Genomic DNA, 22,470 nt, shown 5'->3' on the forward strand with positions numbered 1-22,470 from the left:
CGACGGCGCGACGCCCCGGTGGGTGCCTGGACCTGCGGGCGCCTAGGCGGTGGGCTCCGTCGTGGCCGGCTCCGTCGACGGTTCGGCCGAGGGGCTCGACGAGCCGTCGGTGGACGGGGTCGGCGACGGCTCCGGCTCGGCCGCCGCCTCGACCGTCAGCTCGACGTCGAGCGTGGCACCGCCCGCGGTGGTCAGTCGCAGCACGAACGTGCCGGCCGTGTCGTCCGCGTACAGCTTCGGCAGCGTCAGCCGGCCCTCGGCGTCGGTCCGCAGTCCGGTCAGGGTGCGCACGGCCTTGCCGTCGGCGTCCTTGAAGTAGGGGCCCTTGTCGTTCTCGGCCGCATCGAGCGCCGACTTGACGAGCGTGGCGGCGACGGCGACCTCCCCCGCGGCGGCGCCCTTGTAGGTGGCCCTCACCGCGACCGGGTCGGCGAACTCGCCGCCCGCGGTGCAGGTGAGCGCCGTGTCGCCGGTGCGGGTGAGGGCGTCGGCGACGCGCTCGGTGACGGTGGCCCGGTAGTCGAGGCCGGGCAGGGTGCGGCCGACGACGGTGGCCCGGACGGTGAACGCGCCCGTCTTCTCCCCGGCGCGCAGTGCGGGCGCCGCGGCCACTCCGGCGCTGCCGGTGACGACGGTGGCGACCTTCTCGCCGCCGGTGAAGGTGGCGTCCGTGTCGCCGATGATCGTGAAGCGGATGCGCACCTTGGCGACGGGCTCGCCGTCCCCGGTCTCGGCCCGTGTGCTGATCCGCTCGGCGAAGGCGCTGCCCGCGACGGCGCCGAGGCGGCCGGTGCCGGCGTTCTCCAGGCGGCGCACCGTGTCGGTGGGCGTCTCGGTCCCCGGACTCGGCGGCGGGGTGGCGCCGGGGGGCGTGGTGCCGGGGGGCGTGGTGCCGGGGGGCGTGGTGCCGGGCTGCGAGGGCTTACCGGGCGGGTTGGCGGCCGGCGGGTTCGGTGTCGGCGTGCCGGGGCCCGAGGATCCGGCGGAGCCGGGCGTGCCGGTGCCCCCGGGCGACGGGCTCGGTCCGGCGCCGGGGGTGTTGTCGCTGCGGCCCGACGGCAGCGCGCCGGTGCCGTCGGGAATCTCGTGGGTGCCCCTGCGGTAGTACTCGAGCCAGGACAGGACCGTGTGCAGGTAGTCCTGCGAGTTGTTGTAACTGAGGATGGCGCGGTTCAGGTCGGACTGGACGGACAGGTCCCAGCCGTTGCGGCACAGGTAGTGACCGGCGGCGAGGGCGGCGTCGTAGACGTTGTTGGGATCCTTCTTGCCGTCGCCGTTGCCGTCGCGGGCGGCCCAGGACCAGGTGGACGGGATGAACTGCATGGGGCCGACGGCGTTGTCGTAGCTGCTGTTGCCGTCGTAGACGCCGTTGTCGGTGTCCTTGATGAGGGCGAAGCCGTTGCCGTCGAGCTGCGGGCCGATGATCTGACCGATGGTGGTGCCGTTCGCGTCGACGCGGCCGCCGCGGGCCTGACCGGACTCCACCTTGCCGATGGCGGCGAGGAGTTGCCACGGGAGGTTGCAGCCGGGCTTGGCCTCGCGCAGCGCCGACTCCGCCTTCTTGTACGCGTCCAGGACGGTCGCGGGTATGCCCGCCTCGGCGGGGCCGCGGGTAACGGGGGTACCGATCGTGGGTGCGGGGCTCGGACTGTTGAGCGGCGGCAGGTCGGTGTAATAGGGCGAGTTGCCGGTGGCACTGTCGCCGGAGGGCGCGGAGGGCGAGGGCGCGCTGTCGGCGGTGGTCCGCCTGCCGTTGCCGTCGGCGGTCACGTCGGGGGCCTGGGACGCGGACAGGGCCGCGACCGCGACCGCTGCCACGGTGGTGGTGACCGCCGCCTTGCGGAGCCTCCTGTCGAACTGCGCCGCCATAGAATGACCCCTCCCGTGGACGCCCGCGCGTCCGTCTCCGTCGTCCGTCTCCGCCCGGCCCGGCCGTGGTGCTCGCGCGCCGTACTCGCTGTGGAGTGACGAGCGGCCCGGGCCGAGGGTTGTACCCGCAACCGTCCGAGCACGACGAGCGTCCCTTCGACCCGTACGGTGCCGCAGGCGACCCTACGACAACTTGCTTTGCACGGGCACCCGTTCGTGCCCGATATTCACCAGTTGGCCATATGAGGAGCAGCGTTGCCCTTCACCCTCAGTCATGCGGCCGCCGTGCTGCCCGCCGTGCGCGGCGACGGGACCGGGCGGGGGCGCCTGGTGCCGGCGGTCATGGTCGCGGGGTCGTTCGCGCCCGATCTCACCTATTACGCGGCGAGTTTCCTGTCCGGTGCGATGGAGTTCGGGGACGTGACGCACTCCTTCCCCGGCGTCCTCACGATCGACGTGGTCCTCGCCTGGGCGCTGGTGGGGCTGTGGCTGCTGGTCCGTGAGCCGTTGGTGGCGCTGCTGCCGCGGTCCCGGCAGGGACGGGTCGCGGCGCTGCTGCGCTGCGGAGCCGTACGCGCGGATGTCCGGCCGTCTCTTGCCGGGTGGTGGTACGTGTCGGCGGCGCTGGGTGCGCTGACGCACGTGGTGTGGGACGCGTTCACGCACCTCGACCGGTGGGGGATGCGGGTGTTTCCCGCGCTGGGCCGGGAGATCGCGGGTTCGCCGCTGTACTGGTACCTGCAGTACGGGGGTTCGGCGGTGGCCGCGGTCGTGATCGCCGTGTTCGTGGTGCGGGCGCTCCGGCGGCAGGCCCCGGCCGGGCCACCGGGCGTCCCGGTGCTCTCGGTACGGGACCGGTGCTGGGCGGGGGCGGTGCTCGCCGGGTGCGCGGTGGCCGGGGCGGTGCAGCGGGCGACCCGGTGGTGGGACCACTGGGGTGCGGTCGCCAAGCCGTGGGAACTCATCCCCACGGTCTGTTTCGGGGCGGGCGCGGGGCTGGTCCCGGCGCTGCTGCTGTGTGCCGTGGGGATCAGGGCGCGGCGTCCGGCCCCGCGTCCCGCCGTCCCGGAAGACGCCGGTGCGGTGCCGGACCGGCGGGTCGCGCGCTGAGGGTGTCGGCGGGCGCGACGAACACGGTGAAGGTGCGGGCGGGGCGGGGCTGCGGCAGCAGCGTGAGGGCGAGCGCCAGGTAGCCGCGGGCCAGGTCGGCCCACAGGCGCCAGGCGGGTGTGCCGCGCGGGGGCGCCGCGTCCGCCGGGTCCCGGCGGACGAGCCTGCGGCGGAGGTCGGCGGCGGTGCGGCCCAGGGCCGCCGCGAATGTGGCGGGGGTGCGGCCCGTACTTGCGCCCGGTGCGAAGACCGGGACCCGTAGGAGTGGCACGCGGGCGGGTCCGTCTGTGCTTGCCCGTGCCGGTGTCGTCCGGTGGTGGAGCATGCGTATACCCATGCCCGCATCCTCACGGGCCCCCCGGGGCGCGGCTTGTCCGCGGGGGCCACCTGAGTGACGGTGCCCTGCGGGCGGCGGGCGCCGCGCAGACGGGGAGCGGACCGACGGCGCTCGGCGCACCGGCGTCACGATGCGGACGGACGGCGATGAGCGCACGGGGGGGCCGCCGGGCAGGCCGACCGCGCTCGCGGCACGGACCCCGAGGGGCGGGGCCGACGCACGCGACGGGCAGGCGTCGGGACGCACGCCGACCAGGCGCCACACCGGCACCGACGCGCAGGCCCCACGCGCTCGAGCACGCTGACGCCGAGGGCGGGCCGGCGCAGGCGGCGCCGGGCGGCCGGCAGCGGAGGGAGTACCGGGGGCGGGGCGTCCGGGCGGGGAACGCCTGCTCCCCGCCCCTGCCTCGAACCGCGCCGGAGGCTAGTGCGCGGCGGACTCCCAGTCCGGGCCCGAGCCGACCGAGACGCCCAGGGGGACCCTGAGGGTGACGGCGTTCGCCATTTCGCGGCGGACGAGTTCCTCCGCTGCCGCCCGCTCGCCGGGGGCGATCTCCAGCACGATTTCGTCGTGCACCTGGAGCAGCATGCGGGACTTGAGGTCCGCCTCGCGCAGCGCCTTGTCGACGTTGAGCATGGCGATCTTGACGATGTCCGCCGCCGTGCCCTGGATCGGGGCGTTGAGGGCCATGCGCTCGGCCGCCTCGCGGCGCTGGCGGTTGTCGCTGTTGAGGTCGGGGAGGTAGCGGCGGCGGCCGAAGAGGGTCGCCGTGTACCCGGTGGCCCGTGCCTCGTCGACGACCCGGCGCAGATAGTCCCGTACGCCGCCGAACCGCTCGAAGTAGGCGTCCATCAGGCCCCTGGCCTCGGCCGCCTCGATGTTGAGCTGCTGGGACAGGCCGAAGGCCGACAGGCCGTACGCCAGGCCGTAGGACATGGCCTTGATCTTGCGGCGCATCTCCGCGTCCACCGCCGACTGCTCGACGGAGAACACCTGCGCGGCCGCGGTGGTGTGCAGGTCCTCGCCGGAGGTGAACGCCTCGATCAGGCCCGCGTCCTCGGAGAGGTGGGCCATCACGCGCAGTTCGATCTGGCTGTAGTCGGCGGTCATCAGCGACTCGAAGCCCTCGCCGACGACGAAGCCGCGGCGGATCGCCCGGCCCTCGTCCGTGCGGACCGGGATGTTCTGCAGGTTCGGGTCGGTCGAGGACAGCCGGCCCGTCGCGGCCACCGTCTGGTTGAACGTGGTGTGGATGCGGCCGTCCGCGGCGATCGTCTTGATCAGGCCCTCGACGGTGACGCGCAGCTTGGCCTGCTCACGGTGCCGGAGCATGATCACCGGCAGTTCGTTGTCGGTCTGCGTCGCCAGCCAGGCCAGGGCGTCGGCGTCCGTCGTGTAACCGGTCTTGGTCTTCTTCGTCTTGGGCAGGTTCAGCTCGCCGAAGAGCACTTCCTGGAGCTGCTTGGGCGAGCCCAGGTTGAACTCGCGTCCGGCCGCATCGTGGGCCTCCTTGACGGCCTGCTGGACGGCGCCCGCGAACATCTGCTCCATCGCCCTCAGGTGCTCCCGGTCGGCCGCGATGCCGTGCCGCTCCATGCGGGCCAGCAGCGCGGACGTCGGCAGCTCCATGTCGCGCAGCAGGTCCGCGGCGCCGACCTCCCGCAGGCGTCCCTCGAAGGCCTCGCCCAGGTCGAGGATCGCTCGGGCCTGCACCATCAGCGCCTCGGCCTCGGCGGCGTCGTCCGCGCCGAAGGCGAGCTGGCCGTCGGCCGCGGCGGCGGGGGCCAGCTCGCGGTGCAGGTACTCCAGGGACAGCGCGTCCAGGTCGAAGGAGCGGCGGCCCGGCTTGACCAGGTAGGCGGCGAGCGCGGTGTCCATGGCGACGCCGGCGACGCTCCAGCCGTGCTCGGCGAAGACGCGCATCGCGCCCTTGGCGTTGTGGAGGACCTTCGGCCGGTCCGCGTCGGACAGCCAGCCCGCGAACGCCCGCTCGTCGGCCTCGTCCAGCTCGGACGGGTCGAACCAGGCGGCCTTGCCGTCGGACGCGGCCAGCGCGACCTCGGCGACCGATCCGGTGCCCAGCGCCCAGGTGTCGACCGTGGCCACACCGAGGGGCCGGGTGCCGTGCTCGGCGAGCCAGCCGGCCACCTCGCCCGTGCCCAGCACCGTGCCGTCCAGCTCCACGCCGTCCGCGACGACCGGTGCCGCCTCGGCCTCCTCGCCGCCCGGGTCGACGGCGAAGAGGCGCTCGCGCAGGGACGGGTTGCGGATCTCCAGGGTGTCCAGGATCATCGCCACGCCCTTGCGGTCGTACGCGGGACGCTCCAGGTCGGTGACCGTCTTCGGCAGCTCCACCCGCCGCTCCAGCTCGGTGAGCCGGCGGTTGAGCTTGACGGACTCCAGGTGGTCGCGCAGATTCTGCCCGGCCTTGCCCTTGACCTCGTCGACGCGCTCCACCAGCTCCGCGAACGACCCGAACTGGTTGATCCACTTCGCGGCCGTCTTCTCGCCGACGCCCGGGATGCCCGGCAGGTTGTCCGACGGGTCGCCGCGCAGCGCGGCGAAGTCGGGGTACTGGGCGGGGGTCAGCCCGTACTTCTCGACGACCTTCTCCGGGGTGAACCGGGTCAGCTCGGAGACGCCCTTGGTCGGATACAGCACCGTGGTGTGCTCGCTGACCAACTGGAAGGAGTCCCGGTCGCCGGTGACGATCAGCACCTCGAAGCCCTCGGCCTCGGCCTGCGTGGCGAGCGTGGCGATGACGTCGTCGGCCTCGAAGCCCTCGACGGCGAAGCGCGTGACGTTCATCGCGTCGAGCAGCTCGCCGATCAGCTCGACCTGGCCCTTGAACTCGTCCGGGGTCTTGGAGCGGTTCGCCTTGTACTCCGTGAACTCCTCGGAGCGCCAGGTCTTGCGGGAGACGTCGAACGCCACCGCGAAGTGCGTGGGCGCCTCGTCACGCAGCGTGTTGGCCAGCATCGACGCGAAGCCGTAGATCGCGTTGGTCGGCTGGCCCGTCGCGGTCGTGAAGTTCTCCGCGGGCAGCGCGAAGAACGCGCGGTACGCCAGCGAGTGCCCGTCCATGAGCATCAGGCGCGGGCGGGCGCCGCCGGAGGTGCTGTCGGTCTTCTTCGATGCTGTCTCTGCCACGTCCCCGATCCTGCCACGTGCCACTGACAGCCGTCCCCGCGCTCGCCGCCGGACCGGAGCGGCAGCGTCCGCCTCCGGTCGCCGCGAGCGCCGCCGCCGGGCCCCGGCCCGCCCGGCCCGCGTCGCTGTCGGTGGCGCGTGCGAGGATCGGAGACGTACCTCACACGTGTACGCGAAGGAGCGCGCGATGGCCACGAAGCCGCCCGAGAGTGACCCGGTCCAGGACGCGCCGCGGGTCACCGGCCCCCAGCACGCGGCGGCGGGCATCCCGGCCATCGGGCACACCCTGCGCATCGCGCAGCGGCAGATGGGGGTGAGGCGGACCGCGCTGACGCTGCTGAGCGTCAACCAGAAGAACGGCTTCGACTGCCCCGGCTGCGCCTGGCCCGAGCCGGAGCACCGGCACACCGCGGAGTTCTGCGAGAACGGCGCGAAGGCCGTGGCCGAGGAGGCCACCCTGCGCCGCGTCACCCCCGAGTTCTTCGCCAAGCACTCCGTGGCCGACCTCGCGGCCCGCAGCGGCTACTGGCTGGGCCAGCAGGGCCGGCTCACGCACCCCGTGTACCTCCCGGAGGGCGGCGAGCACTACGAGCCGGTCACCTGGGAGCGCGCCTTCGACATCGTCGCCGAGGAGATCGGCGCCCTCTCCTCCCCCGACGAGGCCGTCTTCTACACCTCCGGGCGCACCAGCAACGAGGCGGCGTTCCTCTACCAGCTCTTCGCGCGTGAGCTGGGCACCAACAACCTGCCGGACTGCTCCAACATGTGCCACGAGTCGTCCGGTTCGGCCCTGTCCGAGACCATCGGCGTCGGCAAGGGCAGCGTCCTGCTGGAGGACCTGTACAAGGCCGATCTGATCATCGTGGCCGGCCAGAACCCGGGCACCAACCATCCGCGGATGCTCTCCGCGCTGGAGAAGGCCAAGGCGAACGGCGCCCGGATCGTGAGCGTCAACCCGCTGCCGGAGGCGGGTCTGGAGCGCTTCAAGAACCCGCAGACGCCGAAGGGCCTGACCACCGGAGCCGCGCTCACCGACCTGTTCCTCCAGATCCGCCTCGGCGGCGACCAGGCCCTGTTCCGGCTGCTGAACAAGCTGATCCTGGAGACCGAGGGCGCGGTCGACGAGGCGTTCGTCCGCGAACACACGCACGGCTTCGAGGAGTTCGCCGAGGCCGCGCGGGCCGCCGACTGGGACGAGACGCTGACCGCGACCGGTCTCACCCGCGCGGAGATCGAGGAGGCGCTGCGCCTGGTGCTCGCCTCCGAGCGCGTCATCGTGTGCTGGGCGATGGGCCTGACCCAGCACAAGCACTCGGTGCCGACCATCCGCGAGGTCGTGAACTTCCTGCTGCTGCGCGGCAACATCGGCCGCCCCGGCGCGGGCGTGTGCCCGGTGCGCGGCCACTCCAACGTGCAGGGCGACCGCACGATGGGCATCTTCGAGCGCCCCGCGCCCGCGTTCCTGGACGCCCTGGAGGAGGAGTTCGGCTTCGCCCCGCCGCGCGAGCACGGCTACGACGTCGTACGGGCCATCCGCGCGCTGCGGGACGGCGAGGCGAAGGTCTTCTTCGCCATGGGCGGCAACTTCGTCTCCGCGTCACCCGACACGGAGGTCACCGAGGCCGCGATGCGCCGCGCCCGCCTCACCGTGCACGTGTCGACGAAGCTGAACCGCTCGCACGCGGTCACGGGCGCGCGTGCCCTGATCCTGCCGACGCTGGGGCGGACCGAGCGCGACCTCCAGGCCGGCGGCGAGCAGTTCGTCACCGTGGAGGACTCCATGGGCATGGTGCACGCCTCGCGGGGGCGCCTCGAACCGGCGAGCCGCCACCTGCTGTCCGAGCCGGCCATCGTGTGCCGCCTGGCGCGCCGGGTGCTCGGCGGGAACAGCAAGGTGCCGTGGGAGGAGTTCGAGCGGGACTACGCGACGATCCGCGACCGCATCGCCCGCGTGATCCCCGGCTTCGAGGACTTCAACGCGCGCGTGGCCCGCCCCGGCGGCTTCGCCCTCCCCCACGCCCCGCGCGACGAGCGGCGGTTCCCGACGGCCACCGGCAAGGCCAACTTCACCGCCGCGCCCGTCGAGTACCCCGAACTGGCCGAGGGCCGGCTGCTGCTCCAGACCCTGCGCTCGCACGACCAGTACAACACCACGATCTACGGGCTGGACGACCGCTACCGGGGCATCCGCGACGGCCGCCGGGTCGTCCTGGTCAACCCGGAGGACGCCGAGAGGCTGAACGTCCGGGACGGCGCGTACGTCGACCTGGTCGGCGAGTGGTCGGACGGGGTGGAGCGGCGGGCGCCCGGTTTCCGTGTCGTGCACTATCCGACGGCGCGGGGCTGCGCGGCGGCGTACTACCCCGAGACCAACGTCCTGGTGCCGCTGGACGCCACCGCGGACACCAGCAACACCCCGGCCAGCAAGTCCGTCGTCGTCCGTCTGGAACAATCGGCGACCGACTGAGCGTTCGCTCAGCCGAGCCGACAGGCGGATCAGACCGACGAGCGCAACGAACGGAGCCGGGGCCATGGGCGAGCAGCAGCAGGTGAAGTTCCCGCAGGGGATCATCGACGAGTGGGCCGCGATGGGCGTCGACCTGCCCTCGCTGTTCTCCGCGGGGCACCTGGGGAGGCGGATGGGCGTCCAGGTCCTGGAGGCGGCCCCGGAGCGGGTCGTCGGCACCATGCCGGTCGAGGGCAACACCCAGCCGTACGGGCTGCTGCACGGCGGCGCCTCGGCGGTGCTGGCAGAGACGCTGGGGTCGGTCGGGGCGATGCTGCACGGCGGCTGCTCCAGGATCGCCGTGGGCGTCGACCTGAACTGCACCCACCACCGCGGGGTGCGCTCCGGTCTGGTCACCGGCGTGGCCACGCCCGTGCACCGGGGCCGTACGACGGCCACGTACGAGATCGTGATCACCGACGAGCAGGACCGGCGGGTCTGCACCGCCCGCCTCACGTGCGTGCTGCGGGACGCCGACCCGGCGGGCGCGGCCGGCTGAGCCCGGCGCGGCGGCACCATTGTCAGCGTCGCCGGGCCGCCTTAGCTTCGGGACATGGAACGGGGACGAGTCCCTCGGCCGGCGGCCGCCGCGCGCCGCTTCCGGCACACGCTCTCACTGGCGCTGCTGACGGCCGCGCTGGCGTCGGGATGCGGCAACCCGGTTGCGGGCGGCGCCCGTTCGGCCGCGACCGGCCATGGCACCGGCACCCCGTCGGCCGCCGCCCCCGGCCCCCCGCCCTCCTCCTCGTCGACGCAACCCCCCGTGTCCCCGGCGGAGTTGTGCGTGCGCGTCGTCTCCCACTGGGCGCGGGAGGTGCTGGCGGGAGGCACCTACGGCGACTACCAGTCGATGGGCCTGTCCAATCGGCAGTACGACGTCCTGCGCGAGGCCGTGGACGCCGCGCGGCCCGTGCGGCGGGAGCAAGGCGACCGTGCCGCAGGGCAGGTGATCGACCGCATCACCCGCGACCGGTGCGCCGGGCACCACCGCGGCGGCGGTCCGGGCCAGGGGCCGTGGCGGTGAGCGGCACGGGCCCCGTCGAGGCGGGCGAGGGCACCCTGGAGCAGGAGCCCCCGCCGTACGCCGCCCGGCCCCGCGGACGCATCGGCCGGTACTACCGACGCCACCGCGGCGCCGTCCACGCCGCCGTCGCGGCCCTCCTCGTCCTGGCGGGCGGCGGTCATCTGTACGCGAGCCGGCCGCAGAAGCCGCCGCCCGATCCGGCGCCGTACCCGTCCCAGGCGGTCGAGGTCCTCTACCTGGACCCCGTGACCGGCCCCGGAGGCCGGGTGACCGGCGACTTCAGCTTCGCGGTGCTGCTGAGCGTGCGGTCGGGACCGCCCGTCACGGTGACGCGTGTGACGCAGCCCTACGCCGGCCTGTCGGCGGCCTCGACACCGGCGGCACCTTTCCAGACAAAGTCACATTCCGCCCGCAAGATCATCGTCACGCTTCGGGTGACGGAATGCGAAAAAGCACCACGGAACCCCGGACTCCCTTTCCTGGATGTAACGCTGCGTAATACGCGCGCAATACAGGACCACAGTTTCATCCTGGGGGAGCGCTATGCGCGGGACCTCTCCCAGGCCCTGAGGGTCGCCTGTGGCAACGATTCCCGGTAATCACCAAAACGCCTTACACGCCTGAACCACGGCCGCCGGTCCTGCGCGTTCTCAGTATGTGGACCGGGCGAATCGGCCGGAATTCCTCCCTTCTTCCCAGCCAGTACCGCTCTGCATTACCGCGTGTCATAACAAGAGAGTCACAGCCTGAGTCAGACCCTCCTCCACGTTCCCCACACACGCTTAGAGTCACGGCCAGTCACCGCGCCGTCCGATTGTCACTTCGGCCCAGCGCTCGACTCGGCCGTCTCCACGGGGAAACGGCTGTGCCAGGGAAAGGACTGATCGTGCGTCAACGTTCGCTCATCGCCATCACCGCCGCTCTGGCGGCGGGAGCGCTCACCCTCACCGCCTGCGGCTCGCGCGACGACGACGGCGGCTCCGACTCCGGGAACGGCGGCAGCGGTGGCGGCACCACCGTCGTCATCGGTGTCGACGCCCCGCTGACCGGCGACCTGTCCGCGCTGGGCCTCGGCATCAAGAACTCGGCGGACCTCGCGGCGAAGACCGCCAACAAGCAGAAGTACGTCGAGGGCGTCACCTTCAAGATCGAGGCCCTCGACGACCAGGGCCAGCCCTCCGTGGGCCAGCAGAACGCCACCAAGCTCGTCGCCGACAAGGACGTCCTCGGCGTCGTCGGCCCGCTGAACTCCTCGGTCGGCGAGTCGATGCAGAAGGTGTTCGACTCGGCCAAGCTGGTCGAGGTCTCCCCCGCCAACACCAACCCGTCGCTCTCGCAGGGCGTGGACTGGCAGACCAAGAAGGTCCGGCCGTACAAGTCGTACTTCCGCACCGCGACCACGGACGCCGTCCAGGGCCCGTTCGCCGCGCAGTACGTCTACAACGACTCCAAGAAGCGCAAGGTCTTCGTCATCGACGACAAGAAGACCTACGGCGCCGGTCTCGCGGCCACCTTCACCGAGGAGTTCAAGAAGCTCGGCGGCAAGGTTGTGGGCACCGAGCACATCAACCCGGACACCAAGGACTTCAACGCGGTCGCCACCAAGGTCAAGAACTCCGGCGCCGACGTCGTCTACTACGGCGGTGAATACCCGCAGGCCGGCCCGCTGAGCAAGCAGATCAAGGAAGCGGGCGCAAAGATTCCGCTGGTCGGCGGTGACGGCATCTACAGCGCCGACTTCATCAAGCTGTCGGGCACCAGCGGCACCGGTGACCTCGCCACCTCCGTCGGCGCGCCGGTCGAGGAACTCCCCTCGGCCAAGGAATTCGTCGCCAACTACAAGGCCGCCGGTTACAAGGAGGCCTACGAGGCGTACGGCGGCTACTCCTACGACTCCGCCTGGTCGATCATCGAGGCCGTCAAGAAGGTCGTCGACGACAACGGCGGAAAGCTCCCCTCGGACGCCCGGGCCAAGGTCACCGAGGCCATGCAGAACGTCTCCTTCGACGGAGTGACCGGCAAGGTCTCCTTCGACGAATTCGGTGACGCCACCAACAAGCAGCTCACCGTGTACGCCGTCGAGAACGGTGCCTGGAAGGCAGTGAAGTCCGGCACCTACACCGGCTGACCCCCACCAGCACCACAGCCCACGAGCCGCGCGGGGCGCTGTTCCACAGGCGCCCCGCGCGGACTCGCATCCGGGCCACATCCGTCGAACATCCGAAAGTCTCGGAGGACATGCGGTGAACGAACTGCCGCAGCAGCTGGTCAACGGCCTGCTACTGGGATCCATGTACGGGCTGATCGCCATCGGCTACACAATGGTCTACGGCATTGTCCAGCTCATCAACTTCGCCCACGGTGAGATCTTCATGGTCGGCGCCTTCGGGGCGCTCACGGTCCACCTGTACATCCTTCCCGACGGCATCACCATGTGGGTGGCCCTGCCGCTGATGCTGCTCGGCGCCATGGTGGTCTCCGTCGCGGTCGCCGTCGGGGCGGAACGGTTCGCCTACCGTCCGCTGCGCGGCGGTCCCCGCCTCGCCCCGCTCATCACCGCGATCGGCCTCTCCCTCGCGCTGCAGCAGGCGGTGTGGGCCTGGTACCCGAACGCCAAGTCCAAGCTGCCCTTCCCGCAGATCGAGGGCGGCCCGTTCCGCATCGGCGACGTCACCATCCACACCGGCGACATCTTCCTGCTGCTCGCCGCGCCGATCAGCATGGCGGTCCTCGGCTGGTTCGTGATGCGCACCCGCACCGGACGCGGCATGCAGGCCACCGCCCAGGACCCGGACACCGCCAAGCTGATGGGCGTCAACACCGACCGCATCATCGTGGTCGCCTTCGCCCTCGGTGCCCTCTTCGCCGCCGTGGGAGCCGTCGCCAACGGCCTCAAGTACGGCCAGATCGACTTCAAGATGGGCTTCATCCTCGGCCTGAAGGCCTTCACCGCGGCCGTCCTCGGCGGCATCGGCAACATCTACGGCGCCATGATCGGCGGCGTCGTCCTCGGCATCGCCGAGACCCTGGCCACCGCCTACATCGCCGACATCCCCGGCCTGGACAAGTTCGGCAGCCAGTCCTGGGCGGACGTCTGGGCCTTCATCCTCCTCATCCTCGTGCTGCTGGTCAGGCCACAGGGCCTGCTCGGCGAACGCGTTGCGGACAGGGCGTGACACCGATGACCACACAGACCACCGCTCCGAAGACCGCGGGCACCCCCGTCGCGGACGACACCTCCGGCCTCATCGGCATACCCCCGCACATCGGGCGCGCACTCGCCACCGGCGGCGGCGTCCTCACCGTCGTCTCCACCTTCCTCGCCTGGACCTGGACCGCCGAGTTCCCCGGCGACCTCACCGTCTACGGCTACCCGGGCGGCCTCCAGGTCCTCGTCCTGATCGCCGGCGCCCTCACCGCCCTGCTCGGCCTCGCGTCGTACGGCGTCAAGGGCGTGCGCGCGCTCGCCCCCGCCGGCGCCGACGCCGCCGTGAAGCTCGCCGCGCTCGCCGCCTTCGCCACCACCTGGTACACGATCATCGCGATCAGCGCCCAGCTCGGCGGCCTGGTCAACCTGGAGCCCGGCGGCTACGTCGCGGCGGCCGCCACGCTCGTCGCGGTCCTGGGCGCTCTCGCCCTGCCCTTCGAACGCCCCGAGCCCGACCCGTTCGACCCGGACGACACCGGCCTGGACAAGTTCAAGCACACCGCCTCCCAGAACTGGCAGACGGTCAGGGCCGCCTTCGCCTCCGGCACCCCGCGCCCCGTGCGCGCCCTGCCCTCCTACGTCGAGATCCTGCTGATCGTCGGCATCCTCGCCGTCGCCCTGCTCGTCTTCACGTACGGCATCGGCGCCGAGTACGACGAACTCTTCGTCGGCTTCCTCATCACCGCCGGCTTCGGCTTCGCCGCGCTCAACAAGTCCGGTCTGATCAGCCAGGCCACGCAGATCACCGCGCGGCACCAGAACATCACCATCAGCGGCGCCTTCATCGCGGCGGCCTGCTTCCCCTTCACGCAGACCGACGACCAGTACGCCACCCTGGGCGTGTACATCCTGATCTTCGCCACGGTCGCCCTCGGTCTGAACATCGTCGTCGGCCTCGCGGGCCTCCTCGATCTCGGTTACGTCGCCTTCCTCGGCGTCGGCGCCTACGCCGCCTCGCTGGTCTCCGGCTCCCCCAGCTCCCCGTTCGACGTGCACTTCCCGTTCTGGGCCGCCGTCCTCGTGGGCGCCGCCGCCTCGCTCGTCTTCGGCGTGCTGATCGGCGCACCGACCCTGCGGCTGCGCGGCGACTACCTCGCCATCGTCACCCTCGGCTTCGGCGAGATCTTCCGCATCGCCGTCAACAACACCGACGGCACCTCCGGACCCGATCTCACCAACGGCTCCAACGGCATCTCCTCCATCCCGGACCTGAAGATCTTCGGCTGGGACCTCGGGGTCCCGCACGACATCGGCGGCTTCACCATCGGCCGGTTCGCCAACTACTTCTTCCTGATGCTGCTCATCACGGCCGTGGTCGTCCTCGTCTTCCGGCGCAGCGGCGACTCCCGCATCGGCCGGGCCTGGGTCGCCATCCGCGAGGACGAGACCGCCGCCCTGGCCATGGGCATCAACGGGTTCCGGGTCAAGCTGATCGCCTTCGCCGTCGGCGCCACCCTCGCCGGTCTCGCCGGCACCGTGCAGGCGCACGTGACGTACACGGTCACCCCCGAGCAGTACCTGTTCGCCGGCACCACGCCGCCCAACTCGGCCTTCCTCCTGGCCGCGGTCGTCCTCGGCGGCATGGGCACCATCGCCGGACCGCTCATCGGTGCCGCGCTGCTCTTCCTGATCCCGAACAAGCTCCAGTTCCTCGGCGACTACCAGCTCCTCGCCTTCGGACTCGCGCTCGTCCTGCTGATGCGCTTCCGCCCCGAAGGCCTCATCCCCAACCGGCGCCGGCAGCTCGAGTTCCACGAAAAGGCCGACGAGCCCGCGGTCCTGAGCAAGACAGGGGCATGACCACCATGACCACCGACACCACCACCAAGGACACCCCCGCGGGCGCGTCCGCCTCCGGCACCCCGGTCCTCGACGCGCGCGGCGTCACCATGCGCTTCGGCGGGCTCACCGCCGTACGCGGGGTCGACCTCACCGTCAACAGCGGGGAGATCGTCGGTCTCATCGGCCCCAACGGCGCCGGCAAGACCACCTTCTTCAACTGCCTGACCGGTCTCTACGTGCCGACCGAGGGCGAGGTCCGCTACAAGGACAAGGTGCTGCCGCCCAAGTCCTTCAAGGTCACCGCGGCCGGCATCGCCCGCACCTTCCAGAACATCCGGCTGTTCGCCAACATGACGGTCCTGGAGAACGTCCTCGTCGGCCGCCACACCCGCACCAAGGAGGGCTTCTGGTCGGCCGTCCTGCGCGGCCCCGGTTTCCACCGGGCGGAGGCCACCTCCCGCGCACGCGCCCTGGAGCTGCTGGAGTTCGTCGGCCTCGCCGACAAGGCCGACCACCTGTCCCGCAACCTCCCCTACGGCGAGCAGCGCAAGCTGGAGATCGCCCGTGCGCTCGCCAGCGAACCGGGGCTGCTGCTCCTGGACGAGCCGACGGCCGGCATGAACCCGCAGGAGACCCGGGCGACCGAGGAACTCGTCTTCGCCATCCGCGACCAGGGCATCGCCGTCCTCGTCATCGAGCACGACATGCGGTTCATCTTCAACCTCTGCGACCGCGTCGCCGTCCTCGTCCAGGGCGAGAAGCTGATCGAGGGCGACAGCGCCACCGTCCAGGGCGACGAACGCGTCGTCGCCGCCTACCTGGGCGAGCCGCTCGAGAACGACCCCGGAGCGGCGGAGGCCGCCGAGGTCGAAGCCGCCGAGGCCGCCCAGGCCGACACCACCACGGACACCGCGGCCGGCAAGGAGAACGACCGATGACCGCACTGCTCGAGGTCGAGGACCTCCGCGTCGCCTACGGCAAGATCGAGGCCGTCAAGGGCATCTCGTTCACGGTCGACGCCGGCCAGGTGGTCACCCTCATCGGCACCAACGGCGCCGGCAAGACCACCACTCTGCGCACCCTTTCGGGGCTGCTCAAGCCGGTCGGCGGGCAGATCAGGTTCGGCGGCAAGTCCCTCAAGAAGATCCCCGCCCACCAGATCGTCTCCCTCGGGCTCGCCCACTCCCCCGAGGGGCGGCACATCTTCCCCCGTATGACGATCGAGGACAACCTCCGCCTCGGTGCCTTCCTGCGCAGCGACAGGCCGGGCATCGAGAAGGACATCCAGCGCGCCTACGACCTCTTCCCGATCCTCGGCGAACGCCGGAAGCAGGCCGCGGGCACCCTGTCGGGCGGTGAGCAGCAGATGCTGGCCATGGGCCGGGCCCTGATGTCCCAGCCCAAGCTGCTGATGCTGGACGAGCCGTCCATGGGTCTGTCCCCGATCATGATGCAGAAGATCATGTCGACGATCGCCGAGCTGAAGGCACAGGGCACCACCATCCTGCTCGTGGAGCAGAACGCCCAGGCCGCCCTGTCCCTGGCCGACCAGGGCCATGTCATGGAGGTCGGCAACATCGTCCTGTCCGGCACCGGACAGGACCTCCTCCACGACGAGTCGGTCCGCAAGGCCTACCTCGGCGAGGACTGAGCCGCGGGCACAGCACGCGAGGACCGCCGCCTCACGGAGGTGGCGGTCTTCGCGTTTCCCCCGCGGTGAGGCGGTCCACGGCGGATGCCCCCCGTCGGCAGGTGGCAGACCTCGCGGACCCCCGGTCGTTCCCGGTGCCACTTGCGTGACGGCGTCGGCCGGCCGCTCCGCCCTAGCCTTCGAGCAGATCCCCGACATAGTCGCGGAGCTGCGGAGGAAGGTCGCCGAGGACGATCTCACGCAGCGGCGAGAGGTGGTCCAGGCCGACATGACCGGTCGACGAGAGTTCGATCAAGGCGTTCAGCTCGGCTTCCAGGGCGGAGGTCTCCGTCTCGCAGGCGGCCGTCGCCGCCAGCAGCGTCGCCAGGGCCGAAACCTGGGCGGCCGTGTACGCACCCACGTGATCGGTCACTTCGTCGGCCGCGCGTTCTCGTTCCCGGGCGTCGGCCACCAGGATCGTTCGCGCGACGCCGATGAAGTCGTGGGACTTCAATGTGAAACACCCGTTCGTCAGTCGTAAGGAAGCGAAAACTGGGCCGGCCAGGGGATGTGTGTGGCATGGGCCGCGTCCGAATTGTAGTGAGGGCTGTTCGGGTTGTGGACCTGACGGTGATACAGGTTGCCGGCCTCGTCCTGGTACTTACCGCCGATCGAGATGCGGTAGATGTCCCCGTTCGCCGCGTTGGACCCGGGGGGAGCGGTCCCGTCCTTGTCGTGCACCCGCAGACGGACCTTGTTGCCCGTCACGGGGTCCTCCCACTTGTATTCCACCCCCTTCTGCGCACCGCCGTTGGGGTCCGGCTTGAGTATCCGCATCTCGGCGTCGTCGGGAACGATGTCCAGCGGGTTGTGCCCGCGTACGTCCCAGCCACCCCCCTCGACGCGGGAGGGGTAGGGGGACAGACCCAGCGGGTCGGCCCACACGTGCGGGTTGACCACGTACGTCGTCGGATTGGGAGCGGGCCTGAGACCGAGGGGGTCGGCGGTGAGATAGCGGGCCGTCGCGGGATCGTAGTGTCGGCCGGCTCACGCAGTGACGGCACGATCTCGTCCACGATCCGGGCCCCCAGCAGCGCGGCGTACTCCATCGACCGCCCGCCGGGCGCGTGGTGCAGGGCGAACCGCGCCAGCGCCGCCTCGTCCGTGAAGGCGCAGACCCAGCGCACCCCGCCCGAACGCGCGCTCCACAGACCACCGCCGTCCAGCGGGACCAGCAGCGTCGATCTGCGCATCTCGCCGACCAACGCCCGCGGGTCCCCGACTCCGGCCCGCCGCTCGGCGATACGCCCGGCGAGCACCGTCCCCGACTGCTCCACGGCTCCACCCCCGTTCCGGTGCCTGGCGGCACCCTAGAACAGGACGCGGCCCGTTCGCCGGTCGGTTCTGTGCAGGGTCCGTGCGACCGTGTGAAAGACGCGACGAGGCCCGCACCCCCCGGCACACGGGGAACACGGGCCTCACCAAGCGCGGGGCGTCAGCCCTTGGACGCCTTCTTCTCCTCGGCGTCCTGGATGACCGCCTCGGCCACCTGCTGCATCGACATCCGACGGTCCATCGACGTCTTCTGGATCCACCGGAAGGCGGCCGGCTCGGTCAGCCCGTACTGCGTCTGCAGCACCGACTTCGCCCTGTCCACCAGCTTCCGCGTCTCCAGCCGCTGGGAGAGGTCCGCGACCTCCTTCTCCAGCGCCTTCAGCTCCGTGAACCGCGAGACGGCCATCTCGATCGCCGGAACGACGTCGCTCTTGCTGAACGGCTTCACCAGATACGCCATGGCGCCGGCGTCCCGCGCCCGCTCCACCAGGTCGCGCTGCGAGAACGCGGTCAGCATCAGCACCGGCGCGATGCTCTCCTCCGCGATCTTCTCGGCCGCGGAGATGCCGTCCAGCTTGGGCATCTTCACATCCAGGATCACGAGGTCCGGCCGGTGCTCCCGGGCCAGCTCCACGGCACGTTCCCCGTCCCCGGCCTCACCGACGACGGAGTACCCCTCCTCCTCCAGCATCTCTTTCAGGTCGAGCCGGATGAGCGCCTCGTCCTCGGCGATGACGACGCGGGTCGTCAGCGGAGGCACGTGCGAGTTGTCGTCTTCGGGCACGTCTACGGGCTGGGGCGACTCGGGGGCGGTCACGTGGGCGCTCCTTGTTCCGGGGCGGGCGGTACTGCTGACAAGAGCGTACCTAGCTGCGATAAGGTGGGGTCACGGCGGGTGACCGTCAACCTTTGTTTTATAGGAAGCCCCGGTAGTCCAGCGGGAGAGACACGGTGCTCAAACCACCGACAGCGTGGGTTCGAATCCCACCCGGGGCACTTTTCCTTCATTCCAAAGGCCGAGGCAGCGGACGTCTCCCTGCCTAACGCCGCCGCTCTTCCTCCTCCCCGATGTGGTGCACCCGCACCAGATTCGTCGTGCCCGAGACGCCCGGCGGGGAGCCGGCCGTGATGATCACCACGTCGCCCTTCCGGCAGCGGCCGTACTCGGTGAGCAGTTCGTCCACCTGGTCGACCATCGCGTCCGTGGAGTCCGCGTGCGGGCCGAGGAAGGTCTCCACTCCCCAGGTCAGGTTGAGCTGGGAGCGGGTCGCCGGTTCCGGGGTGAAGGCGAGGAGCGGGATCGGGGAGCGGTAGCGCGACAGGCGGCGGGCGGTGTCACCGGACTGGGTGAAGGCGACCAGGTACTTCGCTCCGAGGAAGTCGCCGATCTCCGCGGCCGCGCGGGCGACGGCGCCGCCCTGGGTGCGGGGCTTGTTGCGTTCGGTCAGCGGGGGCAGGCCCTTGGCGAGGATGTCCTCCTCGGCGGCCTCCACGATGCGGGCCATGGTGCGCACCGTCTCGACCGGGTGCCTGCCGACGCTGGTCTCGCCGGAGAGCATCACCGCGTCCGTGCCGTCGATGACCGCGTTGGCCACGTCGGAGGCCTCCGCGCGGGTCGGACGGGCGTTGTCGATCATCGAGTCGAGCATCTGGGTGGCGACGATGACCGGCTTGGCGTTGCGCTTCGCCAGCTTGATGGCGCGCTTCTGGACGATCGGCACCTGTTCCAGGGGCATTTCGACGCCGAGGTCGCCCCGGGCGACCATGATGCCGTCGAAGGCGGCGACGATGTCCTCGATGTTCTCCACGGCCTGCGGCTTCTCGACCTTGGCGATGACGGGGAGGCGGCGCCCCTCCTCGTCCATGATGCGGTGCACGTCGAGGACGTCGCGCGCGCTGCGCACGAAGGAGAGGGCGACGACGTCGAAGCCGGTGCGCAGGGCCCAGCGCAGGTCGTCCTCGTCCTTCTTGGAGAGCGCGGGGACGGAGACGGCGACGCCGGGGAGGTTGAGGCCCTTGTGGTCGGAGACCATGCCGCCCTCGACCACCCGGGTGTGCACGCGGGGGCCGTCGACCTCGGTGACCTCCAGGCAGACCCTGCCGTCGTCGACCAGGACGCGTTCGCCGGGGGTGACGTCGGTGGCGAGGCCGGCGTAGGTGGTGCCGCAGATGTGGCGGTCGCCGCCGACGCCTTCCTCCACGGTGATGGTGAACGTGTCGCCGCGTTCGAGGAGTACGGGTCCTTCGGTGAAGCGGCCGAGCCGGATCTTCGGGCCCTGAAGGTCGGCGAGGACGCCGACGCTGTGGCCGGTTTCGTCGGAGGCCTTGCGGACACGGTGGTATCGCTCTTCGTGTTCGGCGTGGGTGCCGTGACTGAAATTGAAGCGGGCGATGTCCATTCCCGCGTCGACCAGGCCCTTGATCTGGTCGTAGGAATCGGTGGCGGGCCCCAGGGTGCAGACGATCTTTGCTCGGCGCATGGGTCCGAGCCTATGACTTACCGATGGGTAGGGAATTGGCCACACATGACTACTCAACCACCTTTGAGTAAAGGGTGATTGACAAGTGTTGAATTGTGCGCGGGACCGCTCCTATGAGCATTCCGGGCCGCTCCCTCCCTTGACAGCCGCCATGTTCAGGACAGAATCTACGCGCGTTGTCCTGCTGCCGCATCGTCCGCGAGGAGAGTCGTCCATGTCGTTGAACCGCCGGAAGTTCCTGAGCAGATCCGCCGTCACGGGGGCGGGGGTCGCGCTCGCCGGCACGGCCGCGGCCCCGGCCGCCGAGGCCGCCGAGGGCAACCGCGGGCACGACAGGCGGAAGCGGTACGCGCTGACGGTGCTGGGCACGACGGATCTGCACGGGCACGTCTTCAACTGGGACTACTTCAAGGACGCCGAGTACACGGACGCGGCGGGCAACGCCCAGGGCCTGGCCCGCGTCTCGACGCTGGTGAACCAGGTGCGCGAGGAGAAGGGCCGCGCCAACACGCTGCTGCTGGACGCGGGCGACACCATCCAGGGCACGCCGCTGACGTACTACTACGCCAAGGTGGACCCGATCACCGCCGCGGGCGGCCCGGTGCACCCGATGGCGCAGGCCATGAACGCGATCGGGTACGACGCGGTGGCGCTCGGCAACCACGAGTTCAACTACGGCATCGAGACGCTGCGCAAGTTCGAGGAGCAGTGCGACTTCCCGCTGCTGGGCGCCAACGCCGTGGACGCGACGACGCTGAAGCCCGCCTTCCCGCCGTACTTCATGAAGACGTTCCGGGTGAAGGGCGCGCCGCCGGTGAAGGTGGCCGTGCTCGGGCTGACCAACCCGGGCATCGCGATCTGGGACAAGGCGTACGTGCAGGGCAGGCTGGCCTTCCCCGGGCTGGAGGAGCAGGCGGCCAAGTGGGTGCCCAGGCTGCGGTCGATGGGCGCGGACGTGGTGGTCGTGTCGGCGCACTCCGGCACCTCGGGCACGTCGTCCTACGGCGACCAGGTGCCGTACGTCGAGAACGCGGCGGCCGACGTGGCCCGGAGGGTGCCGGGCATCGACGCGATCCTCGTCGGGCACGCGCACGCGGAGATCCCGGAGATGAGGGTCGTCAACGAGCGGACGGGCCGGACGGTCGTGCTGTCGGAGCCGCTGTGCTACGCCGAACGGCTCACCCTGTTCGACTTCGAGCTGGTCTTCGAACGGGGCCGGTGGCAGGTCGAGTCGGTCAGGGCCTCGCTGCGGGACTCCAGCACGGTCGAGGACGACCCAAAGATCGCCGAGCTGCTGGCGGACGAGCACGCGAAGGTGGTCGCGTACGTCAACCAGGTCGTCGGGACGGCGACCGAGACGCTGACGACGGTGGAGGCGCGGTACAAGGACGCCCCGATCATCGACCTGATCACCAAGGTGCAGGAGGACGTGGTCCGTCGGGCGCTGGCGGGCACCGCGCACGCGTCGCTGCCGGTGCTGGCGCAGGCGTCGCCCTTCTCGCGGACGTCGGAGATCCCGGCCGGCGACGTGACGATCCGGGACCTGTCGAGCCTGTACGTGTACGACAACACGCTGGTGGCCAAGCTGATGACGGGTGCGCAACTCAGGGCGTACCTGGAGTTCTCGGCGGAGTACTTCGCGCAGACGGCGCCGGACGCGCCGGTGGACGTGGCGAAGCTGACGAACGCGAACGGCCGCCCGGACTACAACTACGACTACGTGTCGGGGCTGACGTACGAGATCGACATCGCCCGGCCGGCCGGTTCGAGGATCGTGCACCTGTCCTTCGGGGGCGCTCCGCTGGACGACGCGCAGCAGTTCGTGCTGGCGGTGAACAACTACCGGGCGAACGGCGGCGGCGCGTTCCCGCACGTGGCGTCCGCCAAGGAGCTGTGGTCGGAGTCGACGGAGATCCGCACCCGGATCGCGGAGTGGGTGACGGAGAAGGGCGTACTGGACCCGGCGGACTTCGCGTCCGTGGACTGGGTGCTGACGCGGGGCGGTACGCCGGTGTTCTAGCCCGGTGCCGCTGAGGCGG

At 71.0% G+C, this 22,470-nt stretch carries 17 protein-coding genes, 1 tRNA gene and 1 pseudogene; 12 read left to right on the forward strand and 7 right to left on the reverse strand.

Annotation, left to right across the window (positions count from 1 at the left end):
- Positions 1-42: 42 nt before the first annotated feature.
- Positions 43-1,869, reverse strand: a complete 1,827-nt coding sequence (locus tag ACH499_RS01065) for a lytic transglycosylase domain-containing protein (RefSeq protein WP_399013084.1) — start codon at positions 1,867-1,869, stop codon at positions 43-45.
- A gap of 255 nt (positions 1,870-2,124) precedes the next feature.
- Here ACH499_RS01065 and ACH499_RS01070 point away from each other — a divergent pair, with 255 nt between their 5' ends.
- Positions 2,125-2,979, forward strand: coding sequence for a DUF4184 family protein (locus ACH499_RS01070; RefSeq protein ID WP_399013086.1), 855 nt, complete (start codon positions 2,125-2,127; stop codon positions 2,977-2,979).
- Here the strand turns inward: ACH499_RS01070 and ACH499_RS01075 are convergent.
- Together ACH499_RS01075 and polA are read right to left on the reverse strand one after the other, a co-directional pair.
- Positions 2,900-3,250, reverse strand: coding sequence for a hypothetical protein (locus ACH499_RS01075; protein WP_399013088.1), 351 nt, complete (start codon positions 3,248-3,250; stop codon positions 2,900-2,902). The two genes, ACH499_RS01070 and ACH499_RS01075, sit on opposite strands and share 80 nt — an antisense overlap.
- A gap of 489 nt (positions 3,251-3,739) precedes the next feature.
- Positions 3,740-6,466, reverse strand: coding sequence for a DNA polymerase I (polA, locus tag ACH499_RS01080; RefSeq protein WP_399013089.1), 2,727 nt, complete (start codon positions 6,464-6,466; stop codon positions 3,740-3,742).
- Positions 6,467-6,653: 187 nt separating this feature from the next.
- Here polA and ACH499_RS01085 point away from each other — a divergent pair, with 187 nt between their 5' ends.
- The 9 genes from ACH499_RS01085 (at position 6,654) to ACH499_RS01125 (ending at position 16,637) form a co-directional block, all read left to right on the forward strand.
- Positions 6,654-8,933 carry an FdhF/YdeP family oxidoreductase gene (locus ACH499_RS01085; RefSeq protein ID WP_399013090.1) on the forward strand — a complete coding sequence of 760 codons (2,280 nt, stop codon included), beginning with the start codon at positions 6,654-6,656 and terminating at the stop codon, positions 8,931-8,933.
- Positions 8,934-8,997: 64 nt separating this feature from the next.
- Positions 8,998-9,471 carry a hotdog fold thioesterase gene (locus tag ACH499_RS01090; protein WP_356199991.1) on the forward strand — a complete coding sequence of 158 codons (474 nt, stop codon included), beginning with the start codon at positions 8,998-9,000 and terminating at the stop codon, positions 9,469-9,471.
- Between the two features lie 54 nt (positions 9,472-9,525).
- Positions 9,526-9,996: a hypothetical protein gene (locus ACH499_RS01095; protein ID WP_399013092.1), complete on the forward strand. Its 471-nt coding sequence runs from the start codon at positions 9,526-9,528 to the stop codon at positions 9,994-9,996.
- A complete protein-coding gene (locus tag ACH499_RS01100) occupies positions 9,993-10,595 on the forward strand; it encodes a Tat pathway signal sequence domain protein (RefSeq protein WP_399013094.1) in 603 nt (200 codons plus the stop codon). Before ACH499_RS01095 ends, ACH499_RS01100 begins: the two co-directional genes overlap by 4 nt.
- Before the next feature lie 287 nt (positions 10,596-10,882).
- Positions 10,883-12,124, forward strand: a complete 1,242-nt coding sequence (locus ACH499_RS01105; RefSeq protein WP_356199995.1) for a branched-chain amino acid ABC transporter substrate-binding protein — start codon at positions 10,883-10,885, stop codon at positions 12,122-12,124.
- Positions 12,125-12,239: 115 nt separating this feature from the next.
- Positions 12,240-13,172 carry a branched-chain amino acid ABC transporter permease gene (locus tag ACH499_RS01110; RefSeq protein ID WP_399013096.1) on the forward strand — a complete coding sequence of 311 codons (933 nt, stop codon included), beginning with the start codon at positions 12,240-12,242 and terminating at the stop codon, positions 13,170-13,172.
- Between the two features lie 5 nt (positions 13,173-13,177).
- Positions 13,178-15,004, forward strand: coding sequence for a branched-chain amino acid ABC transporter permease (locus ACH499_RS01115; RefSeq protein ID WP_356199998.1), 1,827 nt, complete (start codon positions 13,178-13,180; stop codon positions 15,002-15,004).
- Positions 15,005-15,009: 5 nt separating this feature from the next.
- Complete coding sequence (locus ACH499_RS01120; RefSeq protein ID WP_356200262.1) at positions 15,010-15,924, forward strand: ABC transporter ATP-binding protein; 915 nt, start codon at positions 15,010-15,012, stop codon at positions 15,922-15,924.
- Complete coding sequence (locus ACH499_RS01125; RefSeq protein WP_356199999.1) at positions 15,921-16,637, forward strand: ABC transporter ATP-binding protein; 717 nt, start codon at positions 15,921-15,923, stop codon at positions 16,635-16,637. Before ACH499_RS01120 ends, ACH499_RS01125 begins: the two co-directional genes overlap by 4 nt.
- 172 nt (positions 16,638-16,809) lie before the next feature.
- On the opposite strand, the gene ACH499_RS01130 is transcribed toward ACH499_RS01125, so the two are convergent.
- The 3 genes and pseudogenes from ACH499_RS01130 to ACH499_RS01140 all read right to left on the reverse strand — a co-directional run bounded on the left by ACH499_RS01130 (position 16,810) and on the right by ACH499_RS01140 (position 18,768).
- Positions 16,810-17,130: a hypothetical protein gene (locus ACH499_RS01130; RefSeq protein ID WP_399013098.1), complete on the reverse strand. Its 321-nt coding sequence runs from the start codon at positions 17,128-17,130 to the stop codon at positions 16,810-16,812.
- A gap of 17 nt (positions 17,131-17,147) precedes the next feature.
- Positions 17,148-17,657 (reverse strand): annotated as a pseudogene (locus ACH499_RS01135) (polymorphic toxin type 30 domain-containing protein); the annotation flags it as partial.
- Between the two features lie 454 nt (positions 17,658-18,111).
- On the reverse strand, positions 18,112-18,768 hold the full coding sequence (locus ACH499_RS01140; protein ID WP_356200004.1) for a response regulator: 657 nt from the start codon (positions 18,766-18,768) through the stop codon (positions 18,112-18,114).
- A 106-nt stretch (positions 18,769-18,874) separates the two neighbouring features.
- Between ACH499_RS01140 and ACH499_RS01145 the strand changes: the two genes are divergently transcribed.
- Positions 18,875-18,947, forward strand: a tRNA-Leu gene (locus tag ACH499_RS01145).
- A 44-nt stretch (positions 18,948-18,991) separates the two neighbouring features.
- Here ACH499_RS01145 and pyk read toward each other — a convergent pair.
- The gene (pyk, locus tag ACH499_RS01150; protein ID WP_356200005.1) at positions 18,992-20,431 is read right to left on the reverse strand and encodes a pyruvate kinase; all 1,440 of its coding nucleotides are present in this window, start codon (positions 20,429-20,431) and stop codon (positions 18,992-18,994) included.
- A 214-nt stretch (positions 20,432-20,645) separates the two neighbouring features.
- Between pyk and ACH499_RS01155 the strand changes: the two genes are divergently transcribed.
- Positions 20,646-22,451, forward strand: coding sequence for a bifunctional metallophosphatase/5'-nucleotidase (locus ACH499_RS01155; RefSeq protein WP_399013100.1), 1,806 nt, complete (start codon positions 20,646-20,648; stop codon positions 22,449-22,451).
- Positions 22,452-22,470: the final 19 nt, after the last annotated feature.

The sequence above is a fragment of the Streptomyces sp. NPDC018947 genome (assembly GCF_044390505.1).
GTDB lineage: Bacteria > Actinomycetota > Actinomycetes > Streptomycetales > Streptomycetaceae > Streptomyces.

What these genes read in the sequence shown, in the direction of transcription:
- ACH499_RS01120 (WP_356200262.1), top strand. Translation starts at nt 15,010, where the DNA reads ATGACCACCGACACCACCACCAAGGACACCCCCGCGGGCGCGTCCGCC.
- ACH499_RS01095 (WP_399013092.1), top strand. Translation starts at nt 9,526, where the DNA reads ATGGAACGGGGACGAGTCCCTCGGCCGGCGGCCGCCGCGCGCCGCTTC.
- ACH499_RS01155 (WP_399013100.1), top strand. Translation starts at nt 20,646, where the DNA reads ATGTCGTTGAACCGCCGGAAGTTCCTGAGCAGATCCGCCGTCACGGGG.
- ACH499_RS01065 (WP_399013084.1), bottom strand. Translation starts at nt 1,869, where the DNA reads ATGGCGGCGCAGTTCGACAGGAGGCTCCGCAAGGCGGCGGTCACCACC.
- ACH499_RS01090 (WP_356199991.1), top strand. Translation starts at nt 8,998, where the DNA reads ATGGGCGAGCAGCAGCAGGTGAAGTTCCCGCAGGGGATCATCGACGAG.
- ACH499_RS01085 (WP_399013090.1), top strand. Translation starts at nt 6,654, where the DNA reads ATGGCCACGAAGCCGCCCGAGAGTGACCCGGTCCAGGACGCGCCGCGG.
- ACH499_RS01115 (WP_356199998.1), top strand. Translation starts at nt 13,178, where the DNA reads ATGACCACACAGACCACCGCTCCGAAGACCGCGGGCACCCCCGTCGCG.
- pyk (WP_356200005.1), bottom strand. Translation starts at nt 20,431, where the DNA reads ATGCGCCGAGCAAAGATCGTCTGCACCCTGGGGCCCGCCACCGATTCC.
- ACH499_RS01125 (WP_356199999.1), top strand. Translation starts at nt 15,921, where the DNA reads ATGACCGCACTGCTCGAGGTCGAGGACCTCCGCGTCGCCTACGGCAAG.